The following is a 14,625-nucleotide window of genomic DNA, read 5'->3' as shown; positions in this document are numbered from 1 at the left end:
GCGAGGTCTGCCTGTTGGTGTGGATAGCCATATTTTCGCTTTCCCCCTCTCCACACCTCACCCCCTAATTACTACCAAAACTATCCGAAAGAAAAAATTGGCAATCGTTATAGACTGCTTTTTTCGGTTAGTAAAGAAACTCACAAACAAAAAGTAGGAGGTAATGTATGAAATTCCCCAAATTATTCAAAAAGGCTGCGGCCCTTGTCATGGCTGCGGTCACAACCTTCTCTGTGCTGCCAGCGACAACAGCATTTGCTGCGGGAGATATTGGCACGATTTCCTTTGACTTCACTTATGACAGGAATGGAAATGCCATGCGCTATAACTCCAGTGCAGTGTTTGACGGTTATACCGCAGGCGGAACAGGCAGTTACAAGTACCGTATGTATGTAGACGGTGATAATGCGTTCTGTATTCAGCCGGGTGTACCGCTGAAAACAGGCAATACCCTCAAGAAAAATTCTTCCCAGACATGGAATGCCCTTTCTTCCAGCCAGAAAAAAGCAGTAGGACTTGCCCTGCTCTATGGCTATCAGGGAAACCGCAGTCATCTTTCGGGAAGTGATGATGAAAAATGGCTTGCCACACAGACCCTTGTCTGGGAATTTGTGACGGGATGCCGTGAGTCCACAGGGGCTTACCAGCAGACCAGCCAGAAAGCGTACAGCCTGCACTTTGGTTCCAATTATCCCAACAGCGGTGCTGCTGAGGTGTATAACCAGATCGTTTCTCTGCTGTCCAAACACAATACCATTCCGAGTTTTATGTCGGGTGGTGCGGATGACATCACAAAAGAGCTTTCCTATCAGGACGGGAAATACACTATGACACTGACGGATAACAATGGTGTCCTTGCTGACTATTCCTTTGCCACATCCGACAGTAAAGTGCGTGTGTCCAAATCCGGCAATAAGCTGACGATCACATCCGAAACAGCCTTTGACGGTTCTGTAAGGATCACCGCCACAAGAAGCAATGTGCCAACGGTCAGCAGCAGCGCAAAACTGATCGCCTATGGTGATCCCAGCCTGCAGGATGTTGTGACCGGTGTGGAAAATGCAGATGCAGTAAAGGCATATCTGAATGTGGAGACACCTACCGGTACAATCGCACTGAAAAAGACTTCTGAAGATGGCGTCGTTGCAGGTATTTCCTTTACGATCAAGGGCGAGAAGTTCAACAAAACCGTTACCACAGACGAAAACGGCAATCTGACTGTGGAGGGATTGTTCCCCGGCACTTACACCATTACGGAACAGTCCATTGATAAGTATGAGCCGCAGGAAACCCAGACCATCACGCTGATCGGCGGCAAGACCACCACAGTCAACTTCAACAATACGCTGAAAAGAGGAAGCCTTGAGGTTGTAAAAACTTCTGAGGACAGTCTGGTTGAGGGCGTGACGTTCCACCTCTACGGAACATCATTAAGCGGCTTACCGGTAGATAAGTATGCTGTGACCGATGCCGAGGGTGTGGCAAAATTTGAAAATATCCTGATCAGCGGCAATACCCCGTATGTCCTTGAGGAAGTAGATACCGCCATCCGCTATGTGGTTCCGGCAAGCCAGACCGCTCCGGTGGAATGGAATAAGGTCACAGAGCGCAGCTTTACCAACATCCTCAAAAAATTCAATGTAACTGTCACAAAGACAGACGCTGAAACCGGGACACCCCAGGGGGATGCTTCCCTTGCCGGTGCAGTTTATGGCATCTATAAGGGCGAGGAACTGATTGACACTTACACCACAGACGGAAACGGACAGTTTACCACAGACTATTATGTGTGCGGCAATGACTGGAGTATCCGTGAGATCAGCCCATCGGAAGGCTATCTGCTCGATGAAACCATCCATCATGTAGGGGCAGAGCCGGAGCTTTATACCGTAGAGCTGAACAGCACTGCCAACGATGTGAATGAACAGGTAATCAAGGGAAAGATTGCGATCATCAAACACACCGATGACGGAGAAACCCAGATTGAAACACCCGAAGAAGGCGCAGTATTTGAAGTCTATTTGAAATCGGCAAACAGTTATGCCGACGCCAAAGACAGTGAGCGTGATCTTCTGACTTGTGACGAGAATGGTTTTGCCCAGACAAAAGACCTGCCCTACGGGATCTATACGGTCAAGCAGACATCCGGCTGGGAAGGCCGTGAGCTGATGAAACCGTTTGATGTGTTTATCAATTCGGATGGACAGATTTACCGCTATCTCATCAACAATGCCAACTTTGAAAGCTATATCAAGATCGTGAAGAAAGACGCTGAAACAGGCAACACCATCCCGTATGCCGGTGCCGGTTTCCAGATCTATGACCCGAACGGCGAGCTGGTAACGATGACTTTCACTTACCCGGAAGTCACAACCATTGACACGTTCTATACTACGGCAGACGGCGAACTGATCACTCCGCAGACACTGGAGTATGGAACCGGATATTCCCTGGTTGAAGTACAGGCTCCATACGGCTATGTTCTGAACTATGAACCCGTCTATTTCGATGTGGTACAGGAGGATTCTTCTGAGGAAAGCGGCATTACCGTCATTGAGGTGGTAAGGGAAAACGTAGCGCAGAAAGGAACCATTACCGTTTCCAAGTCCGGTGAAGTGTTCAGCTCTGTTACGGAAGCCGGAGGAATGTATCAGCCTGTTTTTGCAGTCGGCAGTCTGGAAGGTGCGGTATATGAGATCACCGCAGCCGAGGACATCTATACGCTGGATGGAACTCTTCGGGCTTCTAAGGGCGAGGTTGTGGATACCATTACCACAGGTGCAGACGGGACGGCAACCAGCAAGGAACTGTATCTTGGCAAATATGAAGTAAAGGAAATCACGGCTCCGTATGGCATGGTTCTCAATGACGAAATTCACTCGGTTGAGCTTATCTATGCCGGTCAGGAAGTAGCGGTGACCGAAACTTCCACCAGCTTCTACAACGAAAGGCAGAAAGTTGAAATTGACCTGACCAAGAGCCTTGAAGTCGATGAGGATTATGGCGTTGGAAACAACGGCGAGATCTTTGATGTTTCCTTTGGGCTTTATGCAGCCGAGGAACTGACCGCCGCTGATGGAACGACCATTCCGGCTGACGGTCTGATCGAGGTGATTACCCTTGATGAGAATGGACACGGTAAGGCAGTCAGCGACCTGCCGATGGGCAGCTATTATGTACAGGAAATCAATACCAATGCGGCCTATCTGAAAAATGAAACCAAATACCCGGTTGTCTTCGAGTACGCCGGTCAGGAAACCGCTGTCGTTTCCATTACTGCCAATGAGGGCGAAGCCATTGAAAATGATCTGATCTATGGATCTGTCAGTGGAAAGAAATCCGATGAGGATGGAAATGCTTTAGGCGGTGCGCTTATCGGTATCTTTAAGACCGGTACCGAGGAATTTACAACCGAAACAGCGATTGCAACTACCACATCGGAAGATGACGGTAGTTTTTCTTTTGCCAAAGTGCCATATGGAAACTGGATCATCCGTGAGATTGAAAGCCCAACGGGTTATGTACTCTCCGATGAAGAAATTCCTGTAACCATCAGCAAGGTAGACGAGGTTGTGGAAATTGAACTGGTCAATGCGTTTATTACCGGCAGCATCGAGCTGACAAAGGTGGATGAAGATTATCCTGACAATAAGCTGACCGGTGCTGTTTTTGAAGTTTATGCAGATAAAAACGGTGACGGAAAACTGGATGACGGCGATGAACTGCTGGGAGAAATGGGAGAACTGGGCGATGGTGTTTACCAGATGAGCAACCTTCGCTATGGAAAATATCTTGTCCGTGAAAAGACAGCGCCGGAAGGATTCCTGCTGGATGAGAATGTTTATCCGGTGTCCATTGAGGAAGATGGAAAGGTCTATACGGTTGAAAACGAAGCAGGTGTTGGATTTATCAATGGAGCGCAGAAAGGCTCTTTGAAGATCGTAAAAACTTCTTCTGACAAAAAGGTAGAAGGCTTCTCCTTCCGTGTGACAGGAACAAACGGATATGACCAGACCTTTAAGACCGATAAAAACGGTGAGATCTTTATCGAAGGTCTGCGAATTGGCGAATACACGGTATCTGAGGTCAGCGACAGTGTTTCTTCTGGATATATCCTGCCTGCCGATAAGCAGGTAACCATCAAGGTGGATGAAACAGCTACCGTAGAAATGCACAACGAACTGAGAGAAACACCGAAAACAGGGGATGACTTCAATCCTGCTCTCTGGATCGGGCTGGCGGCGGTTTCCATGCTTGGTGCTGGTGTCTTAGGTTTTGTTGGCTTTAAGAATAAAAAGAAAAAGGAGGATTAAAGCATGGAGGTAAAAACAATCCTTGCAATCGCACTTGTTGTGTTCATTGCAGGCGGAGCCATCTGGCTGAACATCCGCCACAGAAATAAGAAGTGATCGTGGAGGGGCGGCAAAACATGCCGCCCCTTTCCTTTATGGAGGTATCCAATGGAAAATCTGAAAACCATGGAGGGCAAGATTAAAGCCATCCTGAAAAAAGACGAGGAAACCAGGGATGATGATATGCTGCTCTACCTGAAGGTGTGCAATGCCTATCTGAAAGATGCCGGGGCGATGCCTCTGGCTGAGGTCATGACCCAGTACAAATATCTTGGCTTACCGAGTTTTGAGAGCGTATGCAGGATACGGAGAAAACTTCAGGCAAAGCACCCGGAGCTTGCGGGGAGCAGCCATGTGCGCCGTGTCCGTGCCAAAGGAGAAAAAGATTATCGCAGCTATGCGAAAGAATCGTGAGGTCTGCCTATGAATGAAGAAAGCAGAAAAGCGGTGATGACCGTGAACGGTAAAAAGAAGAAATATGACTGTACGACCTGCCCCTATCCCCGATATAAGGACAGGTCAATGATTTTCTGCGATGTCTGTATCCGAAAGATCTTAGACGAGCAGAACAGGAAAAAGCAAAGAAAGGATGATGCTGATGAATGACGAGAAAAGGATGATCGGCAACTATACTGTGGAACAGAGTATCCACATCGGAAAGAAAGAAGTTGTTTTCTGTGTCGATAAGCGGGCGGAACATCCTTATGTAGTCTGCTACTGCGATTACAATAATCCGTTTTCCGCACCATGGCCAACAGAAGCCGTAGGAACAGAGGATTATCTGGAAGCCATGCAGCTTTTTTGTGATCGTGTGCAGACACAGATCGAACAGACACGGGCCGAACAGGAAAAATTCAAGTTTGACCCTACCCCCTTTACAGTCGCTGACTGTATCCCTGACATGAGGAATAAAAGCATTGTGGGCAAGGTGGTTGTAATCAATGCAGAGCCGAAGCGATATGAATATCAGCACGCTGCTTACCAGCTTGTACTTGCGGAAGGAGGAAACGGTGCCACCGGCGGCAGAGGTCAGGCAGTCTTTGGCACCTGCCTTGCCACCGGCGAACATAGCCGATGGGAACGATATGATGTCCTGGGTGAGATCAAGCCGGAGCGTATGCCCCAATGGGCCAAGGATGCCTTGAAAACCATCCAGAAAGAGCAAAAAGCGAAACACAGCCGGGAGGAACGTTGATATGGAAATCAGACCATTAACTGCGGCTGAACAAAATTATGTGTATTCACAGAGTTCTCAAATCAGCGGACAGACCGGCAATATTGGCCATTTGCGGGGCGATTTTGCTGACTCTGGATATGGTTTCTATACCACATGGTTTGATACCAGACCGCAATGGAAATCAGAAGAATTTAAGAATGAGCTTGATGAAGTAGTGAATACCCTGCGGGAAAATCACGGATTATTGCATAACCGATATGATATGAAGGCTTTCGCAAAGAGCTATCCTTCCAGTGCTTTACAGGGAAATTACTGCACAGAATATGGGTTTCGGATGGACACGGAGAAATATGCCTTTTTATTCCGGTGCAATCCGACAAAGGGTGACTATAACTTCTATTGTTACTGTTATGTGAAAGAATGGCTGGACAGACATATGGAGAAAGCAGCACAAGGGATTCGGTTTATTGATCCGCATTACAAAGAATTGTTTCGTATTCCTGACGGCGGGAAAATTATTCTTCATTTATCATGGGGCGAAACTGCGGAACGTTCCTGCCGCTTTATTGATGAATACCATACAGAGATCGGCGGAAATATCTATCACATTTGTGAATTTGCCGAGCGTATGGAAAGAAACGGCCACACTTATGAACCCAAACCCCAGGAACCACCACATAAAACCGTCAGGCATAAAGAATATGAACGATAAGGAGGATAGATAATGGCGATCAACCAGAAAGCGGTCAAAGTCATCAATAAGATTCTGGATGCTGGTTTTACCGATGAAAAAGCAATCTCCGCCATGACGATGGATGATATTCTCTCTATCCAAGGCATTACTGTAGCGGAGATTGCGCTCATCAATGAATTGCAGAAAAGTATAAAAGCAAACAGGGTGATTTCTTTTTTGACGGAGAGGACAAGGAATAATCCTGAAAATCAATAAGGAGGTGGAAATGAAATGGCTGCAAAGTATCAGCTGATTACCGAGCTGTATCGGCGTACAGAAATTGCGGTAGCCAAGAACCCGCAGACATGGCAGAACTTTCTTGCCGCTGTCTGCCGGAATTACAAATGCCGCTTTGACGAACAGCTCTTAATCTTTGCCCAGCGCCCGGATGCGGTTGCCGTGGCACAGCTTGAAACCTGGAACAAACAGTTCCGGCGCTGGGTAAATAAAGACAGCAAAGGGATTGCGGTATTTGACCCCAAAGGCCGCAGGAATACCCTGAAATATTACTTTGATGTGTCAGACACACACGAAGGTTATTACGGCAGCCGTCCTGTTCCGATATGGCAGATGGAAACCCGATACGAGCAGCCTGTGATGGAACGGCTTTCTGACAGGTTTGGAGAACTGGAAAGTACCGATCTTGCTTCTGCCCTGATGGAAACAGCGAAAAATGCCGTGGAAGATCATCTGCAGGACTATCTTGCACAGCTCAAAGATGTGACGGCGGACAGTTTCTTAGAGGAACTGGACGACCTGAATATTGAGGTCATGTACCAGCGGCTGGCCGTAAACAGTGTGGCATTTATGCTGGTCAGCCGCTGCGGTCTGGATACGGGCGAATACTTTGACCGTGAGGATTTTCAGGACATTGTGAACTTTAATACCCCTGCCACTATTAACGCCCTTGGCATTGCAACAAGTGACATTGCGGAAATGGCACTCCGGGAAATCTCACAAACGATCCGGGATGTGCAGGTGGCAGAAAAAACACAGTCCCGCACCTTTGCGCAGGAAACACAATCTTCGTATGATAGAAGCAGAAAACAACCCGAAAGGAGCGATCATCATGGAGAACATCACATATACCCGTCAGGGGGATTATCTTATTCCCGACCTGACATTACCGACAGAGCCAGAACTTCCGCTTGGCAGATACGCATTGATGCACCGGGATTATCTGGAGCAGCACAAGAGAGTGACCTATCTCAACCTTCTGACACAGGGCAGGCTGAACGAGCATCTGTACCAGACGGAACAGACAGCGCTCCAGAGGCTGGAACTTCTGACGAAGCAGCTGTCAGCCGAGCAGGGCGTGACGGAGGAACTGAAAGAGAAAGCCCCGATGCAGTGGGTGGGAATGATGAACAACATTCGCAGTCAGGCGGAGGAGCTGATCCTGAACGAGCTGATCTACCGCTAAGCACAGCCAATGAAGAAGAGGTCACAGCCAATCTTCCTACCGTAGAGGAACAAATCGAACAGATTGCAGAAGCAGAGGACGAAAAATCCTCTGCTTTTTCTGTTTCACAGGAAGATATTGACTCTGTCCTGGTAAGAGGAAGCGGCTTTGAAAATGGCAAGTACCGCATCTACCGTCAATTTCAGAAGTATGAGGATAAGAAAGCCAACATTGCCTTTCTTAAAAATGAGTACGGCACCGGCGGCGGTACGCACAGTTATCCCGATGGGACACAGGGCGGGACATGGCATGACAGTAAAGGGATCGGAATTGAAAAGCATGGTTCCTATACAAAGCCCGACCTTGTACTTTCGTGGTCTAAGGTAGAAAAACGGATCGGGGAACTGATTCAAAATGACCGTTATTTCAACGCCAAGGAAAAAGATCACTATCCTGAATATCTGGAAAGTGTGGAAGCTCCCCAGTATGAAATTGATGCACAGCGGAAAATGGCAAGGCAGCGTTTTATTGATGCTCACCGTGACCTTCCGCCTGCCGATAAGAGAGATACCCTTTCTTTGCGGCTGTCTGATTTTATCCGTGATCTGGATCATTACGAAAAGGATCTGCTTAAAGAATTGGATCTTGCCGATCTTGCCGATGTTTCTGCCGAACAGATGGAGCAGCTCCTTTCAGAGCCTGCCACTGTCCAGCAGATGCTTGATTTTCTGACGAAAGTGCAGAGGCAGACCGTCAGCGTTTACAGCCGGAGCAATGCATGGCGCTTTTCCCAGGAACTTCTGGAGCTTCACCCTGTCCGCTACCTCTATCACGAGGGAGATATGGTGTATCTGGGAGCAGATAAATATGAAGTATCTGCCTTTGATGAAACTGCTGTATCCCTTCAAAATCCTGAATTTCCCCTGTTTGGAAAAGAAATGAGCCGGACGGATTTTGAAGAAAAGCTCCGTGAAAATCCTGCCAATGACCACCTCAAGGTCATCATCACAGAAATGCAGGGCAAGGAAACACCTGCCGAAACAAAGCCTGACCGTCTGGTATTTTCTATCGGCTTTTCGGAACACCCCGCCTTTTATGACCGGGAACTGAAGGATCGATACACCGACCTGAGCTTTGCCCTTGGCAATTATCTTCTGGGTGTTTTAGACGAGAAGCAGCACCGGGAAAGACAGGCGGAAGAAAATCATGTTGGATGGTATCACAAGACCGATTTTGAGATTACGGCCACTATCGGCGGCGAGGATTTTCACTATGAGGGACGCTTTGACATTGGAGATGGCGAGGGCGATCTGATTGCCCATATCAAAAACTTCTATGAATACTCCCTTTCCCCCAACTGCCCATTTATTCCTGAATGGAAGAAACAGGGAGAGGATTTCTATCGTGAGAAACTAGAGAGCCTGCAATGGGGACGAGATGTATTCCTTCCCTATCTGGAACAGCATAAGACGCTGACGCTAGAGGACGAGAAGCTCTTTGCGGAAATCATGGCAACCGAAAATGACTGGTTCCGTGTCCCGAAGGATAAGAACACAAGCCTTGCCGGGCGTTTGGTGGACTTCATTGAAGAAGTTGATCCATATGAGTATCAGGACGCTTTGGAAGTTGGAGAAACCAAAGAGGATACCATTCAGAAAATCGAGGCAGATTTAGCTGATCCGGCGCATGTGCAAAGTTATGTGGAACAGCTGACGCAGTGGCAGGAAGAATTGGAGGATGAAGAACAAAAAGAGATCTGCAGACAGCTCATTGCTGAATTGCAGCCCACTGCCGGACAGGAAGAAAAAGAACAATCTGAAGTTTCACAGGGTTCTTCCGACCTGATCGGTAAGGAAATCGTGATCGACAACCGCAGATATCGGATTGAAAGCGTGGGAGAAATCAGCGGTGATGTGTCTATGCGTGACATCACGTTCCAGAACCATGTTGGTTTCCCGATCAATCGTGTGGAAAAGAACAGTTATATCCGCAGGATTTTGGAACAGCAACAGCCACAGGAGGAACTACTGGAACAGGCGAAAGCCCTGATCGATGAATTTATCCATGAAGAATACGACAGCGAATTAGGGGCAGATTATGAGGATTTGCACAGCGTAGGGCTTGCCTATACTACTTCCGAGAATGAGGAGTATGATCTTCAGATCAATGCGGATCTGGTGGATTGTACACTGGATATTTATATCGACAGCAGCCTGACTCATCGAGAAAGGTTCAACGGTCTTTCGGATATGATTGAACGCTGTCTTTCTGATCTGGAATTTGGAGACTTAGTAGCAAAGGCAGAAGAACAGGTTGAACGATTGAAACCGCTTGAATCACAGCCCGAAGAAAAGACAGAAAAAGCAGTTGTTCCTTCTTCTGACCGACACAATTATCGGATTACAGAAGATACTTTAGGTGTCGGCGGCGCAAAAGAAAAATTCAGAAACAACATGGCAGCCATCCAGCTGCTCCATGAGCTGGAACTGGAACATCGTCTTGCTACCCCCGAAGAACAGGAAGTTCTTGCCCGTTATGTTGGCTGGGGCGGTCTATCCATGGCCTTTGACGAGAACAATGCTGCCTGGGCGCAAGAATTTAAGGAGTTGAACGCCAGCCTCTCCCCGGAAGAATACCGGGCAGCCATGGAGTCTACTCTGACAGCGTTCTATACCCCGCCGGTTGTCATCAAAGCCATGTACGAAGCCCTTGACCATATGGGATTTTCCGGCGGTACGATTCTGGAGCCGTCCTGCGGTACCGGCAACTTCTTTGGCCTGATCCCCGATCGTATGGCAGGCTCAACGCTTCACGGTGTAGAAATCGACTCTCTTACGGGAAGAATTGCAAAGCAGCTTTACCAGAAAGCCAGCATTGCCATTGAGGGATTTGAGCAGACAAAACTTCCCGATGACCACTTTGATGTCATTGTGGGAAATGTACCGTTTGGCGATTTTAAGGTCAATGACAGCCGTTACAACGCCCAGAAATTCCTGATCCACGATTATTTCTTTGTGAAAGCATTGGATAAAGTCCGCAGCGGCGGCGTAGTGGCCTTTATTACTTCCAAGGGAACGATGGACAAAACAAGCCCGGAGGTGCGGAAATATATCGCACAGAGGGCGGAACTTTTAGGAGCCATCCGCCTGCCGGACAATACGTTTCGTGCCAATGCAGGGACAGAGGTCACCAGTGACATCCTCTTTTTGCAGAAGCGTGACCGCATTGCAGATGTGGAACCGGATTGGGTACACCTGGATACCGATGAGAACGGGATCACGATGAACAGCTATTTTGTACAGCACCCGGAAATGATTCTGGGCGAAATGAAAATGGAAAGTACCCGCTTTGGTTTTGACTCTGCCTGCAAGGCATACAAAGACATTCCACTTGCGGATCTGTTAAGCAAAGCTGTCCAGAACATTCAGGGAGAAATCCCGGAGTATGAAAAAGGGATCGATGAAATCTCGGATGAACCGGACGCTTCTGTTCCTGCCGATCCGAATGTGCGCAATTTTTCCTTTACCTTGGTGGATGGAAAAGTCTACTTCCGGGAAAATGACCGCATGACCCCGGCTGCAGTATCTATGACCGCAGAGAGCCGCATCAAGGGATTGATCGAGATCCGTGACTGTGTCAGAAAGCTCATCGAGTATCAGACGGAGGATTATCCAGAAGAAATGATACGCACCGAACAGGAAAATCTGAACCGGCTGTATGATGCGTTTTCCCAAAAATACGGGCTGATCAACAGCCGTGGCAACTATCTGGCCTTTGCATCGGATGAGAGCTACTTCCTGTTATGCTCTTTGGAAGTGCTGGATGATGAGGGCAATTTCAAACGAAAAGCAGATATGTTCACGAAGCGGACGATCAAGCCCCATCGGGAAGTTACTTCTGTGGAAACAGCCAGCGAAGCCCTTGCCCTTTCTATTGGGGAAAAGGCTCTCGTTGACCTGCCTTATATGGAGCAGCTTACAGGGAAACCCCAGGAGGAGCTGGTACAGGAATTGCAGGGCGTGATCTTTCGTATCCCTGCTTTGGAACCGGCAAAATATGTGACTGCTGACGAATATCTGTCCGGCAATGTGCGGACAAAACTTCTAAGCGCACAGGCTGCGGCAAAGGAAGATCCGGCGTATGAAATCAATGTAGAAGCCTTAAAGCAGGTGATCCCCAAAGACCTGTCAGCGGCAGAAATCTCCGTCCGTCTGGGTACAACCTGGATACCGCAGGAGGATATTCAGCGGTTTGTCATGGAGCTTCTGACCCCTTCCAGCTATGCGGCAGGAAGAATCCGAGTGCGCTACACCCCAATGAATGGCGACTGGTTTATTGAAAATAAGAGTTCCGATTTCGGAAATGTCAAGGCGGACAGCACCTATGGTACAAAAAGGGCTTCCGCCTATCGTATTATTGAGGACACCTTAAACCTGCGTGATACCCGTATTTTTGATTATGTATATGATGAAAACGGAAATAAAAAAGCCGTATTCAATGCCAAAGAAACCACGGCAGCGCAGGCAAAGCAGGAAGCAATCAAACAGGCATTTCAGGATTGGATCTGGAAAGACCCGACACGCAGGAGCCGACTGGTGCGGTATTACAACGACACGTTCAATTCCGTCCGCCCCCGTGAGTATGACGGAAGCCATATCGTATTTGGCGGTATCAGCCCAGAGATCACACTCCGGCCCCATCAGGTCAATGCCATTGCCCATATCCTGTATGGCGGCAACACACTCCTTGCCCACAAGGTGGGCGCAGGAAAAACTTTTGAAATGGTTGCTGCGGCACAGGAAAGCAAGCGCCTTGGATTATGCAATAAGTCGATGTTCGTTGTCCCCAATCATCTTGTGGGGCAATGGGCTTCCGAGTATCTTAGGCTGTACCCAAGTGCCAATATCCTTGTAACCCGCAGGCAGGATTTTGAAACGGGCAACCGGAAAAAGTTCTGTTCCCGCATTGCCACCGGCGATTACGATGCGGTCATTATCGGGCATAGTCAGTTTGAGAAAATCCCTATGAGTATTGAGCGACAGAGAGAACAGCTTCAGCGCCAGCTCGATGACATTGAGCGTGGGATTGACGATGTGAAGGCAAGCAAAGGCGAACAGTTCACGGTCAAGCAGCTGATGAAAACCAGAAAGGCGATTCAGGCAAAACTGGATAAGCTCAATGACACCAAGCGAAAGGATACCGTCATTGATTTTGAACAGCTCGGCATCGACAGGCTCTTTATTGATGAGAGCCATTTTTATAAGAACCTGTATCTTTATACCAAGATGCGAAATGTAGGCGGGATCGCCCAGACGGAAGCCCAGAAATCCAGCGACCTTTTTATGAAGTGCCGCTATCTGGATGAAATCACAGGCAACCGGGGAACGATCTTTGCCACGGGAACCCCGATCAGCAACTCCATGGTGGAGCTGTATTCGGTACAGCGCTACCTGCAGTATGATGCGCTTTTACGGAATGGTTTGCAGCATTTTGACAGCTGGGCATCCACCTTTGGTGAGACAGTCACCGCTCTGGAGCTGGCTCCGGAGGGAACCAATTACCGGGCGAAAACCCGCTTTGCCAAGTTTTTCAACCTGCCGGAGCTGATGCTGATGTTCCGGGAGGTGGCGGATATTCAGACTGCCGATATGCTGAAACTCCCTGTTCCGGCGGTCGAGTACCACAACATCAAGACCAAGCCAAGTGAAATCCAGACGGAACTGGTCGCTTCTCTTGCCAAACGAGCAGAAAAAGTCCGTGCAAGGCTTGTGGAGCCGAATGTGGACAACATGCTCAAGATTACCAACGATGGGCGAAAACTTGCCCTTGACCAGAGGATGATCGACCCCATGCTGCCGGATGATCCAAACAGCAAGGTGAATGCCTGTGTGGACAACGTGTATCGTATCTGGGAAGAATATGCGGATACGAAAGCAACCCAGCTGGTGTTCTGCGACCTGTCTACCCCGAAAAATGACGGGACTTTTAATGTCTATGATGACATCCGGGAAAAGCTGATCGCCCGTGGTATCCCTGCCGAACAGATACGGTTTATCCATGAAGCTACCAGTGACGCACAGAAAAAGGAACTGTTTGCAAAGGTCAGAAGCGGCGAAGTCCGTGTTCTGCTGGGTTCAACCCCTAAGATGGGCGCAGGTACCAATGTACAGGACAGACTCATTGCCATTCATAATCTGGATTGCCCGTGGCGGCCATCCGATGTAGGACGGATTTTGCGGACATTCAAAATAAAAAAGAATGTGGAGGTAACAGACAATGGCAAAATCATTATTTGAGGAACTGGGCGGCAAATACGAAAGGCAAGGGGATTATTTGATACCGTGCTTAACTGTACCCGCCGAAGAAGAACAGGCAATAGGCATCTGGGGGCAACGGCATTTAGATTATCTAAAACAGTACCGTAAAGTTACATACACCAATCTTCTTACAAGCGGCAGGCTAAACGCCTACCTTGCCGACATCAACAGACAGGCACAGGAACGCTTTGAAAGGCTCATAGAGGGTATGAAACAGGCACAGGGCATAACGGAACAGCTAAAGGCAGAAAACGCCTTAGAATGGACAGGATGCCTCAATAACATAAGGGCTTGTGCGAGGGAGATTGTGGAAAAGGAAATTATTTTTGCATAAACAGATGATTAGTGGCAGGGGGAAATCCTGCCGCTTTTTCTGCTTTAGTTTGTCAGCTTGACAAATAAAGGGTTAAGGAATATAATTAGATTCAGTATTATACAAGGAGTTAATAAATATGCGGCAAGGTATTCTTAAATAAACTGTCAATTTGATAGTGGGAACAAAAAGTAGCAGTCCCGTTTCACTTTTAATATGGGGCTTAGTTTTTTGTACCCAGTTTAAGAATACTTTTATCATGTAATTTTATATGCCCGAAAACATATAAGTGTTTTGGGGCTATTGGAGTTATTTACCCAGTGATAGGAGT

The 14,625-nt window shown here is 48.0% G+C and carries 9 protein-coding genes; all 9 read left to right on the top strand.

Going from position 1 to position 14,625, the window contains the following annotated elements:
• The first annotated feature begins 167 nt into the window (after positions 1 to 167).
• The 9 genes from HDCHBGLK_RS05920 to HDCHBGLK_RS05885 all read left to right on the top strand — a co-directional run bounded on the left by HDCHBGLK_RS05920 (position 168) and on the right by HDCHBGLK_RS05885 (position 14,315).
• The gene (locus tag HDCHBGLK_RS05920; protein ID WP_004607981.1) at positions 168 to 4,313 is read left to right on the top strand and encodes a SpaA isopeptide-forming pilin-related protein; all 4,146 of its coding nucleotides are present in this window, start codon (positions 168 to 170) and stop codon (positions 4,311 to 4,313) included.
• A 147-nt stretch (positions 4,314 to 4,460) separates the two neighbouring features.
• Positions 4,461 to 4,766: a hypothetical protein gene (locus tag HDCHBGLK_RS05915; protein WP_002607887.1), complete on the top strand. Its 306-nt coding sequence runs from the start codon at positions 4,461 to 4,463 to the stop codon at positions 4,764 to 4,766.
• 9 nt (positions 4,767 to 4,775) lie between these two features.
• A complete protein-coding gene (locus tag HDCHBGLK_RS05910) occupies positions 4,776 to 4,958 on the top strand; it encodes a hypothetical protein (protein ID WP_004607980.1) in 183 nt (60 codons plus the stop codon).
• Positions 4,951 to 5,547: a hypothetical protein gene (locus HDCHBGLK_RS05905; RefSeq protein WP_039909917.1), complete on the top strand. Its 597-nt coding sequence runs from the start codon at positions 4,951 to 4,953 to the stop codon at positions 5,545 to 5,547. The genes HDCHBGLK_RS05910 and HDCHBGLK_RS05905 overlap by 8 nt, the downstream gene beginning before the upstream one ends.
• 1 nt (position 5,548) lies before the next feature.
• Positions 5,549 to 6,241: a hypothetical protein gene (locus HDCHBGLK_RS05900; protein ID WP_004607978.1), complete on the top strand. Its 693-nt coding sequence runs from the start codon at positions 5,549 to 5,551 to the stop codon at positions 6,239 to 6,241.
• Between the two features lie 12 nt (positions 6,242 to 6,253).
• Entirely contained in the window at positions 6,254 to 6,478 is a 225-nt protein-coding gene (locus HDCHBGLK_RS05895) for a hypothetical protein (RefSeq protein ID WP_004607977.1), read from the top strand.
• Between the two features lie 754 nt (positions 6,479 to 7,232).
• Positions 7,233 to 7,685, top strand: a complete 453-nt coding sequence (locus HDCHBGLK_RS19960) for a TnpV protein (protein ID WP_334290410.1) — start codon at positions 7,233 to 7,235, stop codon at positions 7,683 to 7,685.
• Between the two features lie 488 nt (positions 7,686 to 8,173).
• Positions 8,174 to 13,960, top strand: a complete 5,787-nt coding sequence (locus HDCHBGLK_RS05890) for an LPD25 domain-containing protein (RefSeq protein WP_334290411.1) — start codon at positions 8,174 to 8,176, stop codon at positions 13,958 to 13,960.
• The gene (locus HDCHBGLK_RS05885; protein ID WP_001129922.1) at positions 13,941 to 14,315 is read left to right on the top strand and encodes a TnpV protein; all 375 of its coding nucleotides are present in this window, start codon (positions 13,941 to 13,943) and stop codon (positions 14,313 to 14,315) included. Before HDCHBGLK_RS05890 ends, HDCHBGLK_RS05885 begins: the two co-directional genes overlap by 20 nt.
• Positions 14,316 to 14,625: the final 310 nt, after the last annotated feature.

The organism is [Clostridium] scindens ATCC 35704 (genome assembly GCF_004295125.1).
Classification (GTDB): domain Bacteria; phylum Bacillota; class Clostridia; order Lachnospirales; family Lachnospiraceae; genus Clostridium_AP; species Clostridium_AP scindens.
Note: the sequence above shows the minus strand (reverse complement) of the source record. Positions and strands in the feature narration are given on the sequence as shown.

Coding starts and splice junctions, on each gene's coding strand:
- HDCHBGLK_RS05900 (WP_004607978.1), top strand. CDS start 5,549: ATGGAAATCAGACCATTAACTGCGGCTGAACAAAATTATGTGTATTCA.
- HDCHBGLK_RS05895 (WP_004607977.1), top strand. CDS start 6,254: ATGGCGATCAACCAGAAAGCGGTCAAAGTCATCAATAAGATTCTGGAT.
- HDCHBGLK_RS05910 (WP_004607980.1), top strand. CDS start 4,776: ATGAATGAAGAAAGCAGAAAAGCGGTGATGACCGTGAACGGTAAAAAG.
- HDCHBGLK_RS05890 (WP_334290411.1), top strand. CDS start 8,174: ATGGCAAGGCAGCGTTTTATTGATGCTCACCGTGACCTTCCGCCTGCC.
- HDCHBGLK_RS19960 (WP_334290410.1), top strand. CDS start 7,233: ATGTGCAGGTGGCAGAAAAAACACAGTCCCGCACCTTTGCGCAGGAAA.
- HDCHBGLK_RS05915 (WP_002607887.1), top strand. CDS start 4,461: ATGGAAAATCTGAAAACCATGGAGGGCAAGATTAAAGCCATCCTGAAA.
- HDCHBGLK_RS05905 (WP_039909917.1), top strand. CDS start 4,951: ATGAATGACGAGAAAAGGATGATCGGCAACTATACTGTGGAACAGAGT.
- HDCHBGLK_RS05885 (WP_001129922.1), top strand. CDS start 13,941: ATGGCAAAATCATTATTTGAGGAACTGGGCGGCAAATACGAAAGGCAA.
- HDCHBGLK_RS05920 (WP_004607981.1), top strand. CDS start 168: ATGAAATTCCCCAAATTATTCAAAAAGGCTGCGGCCCTTGTCATGGCT.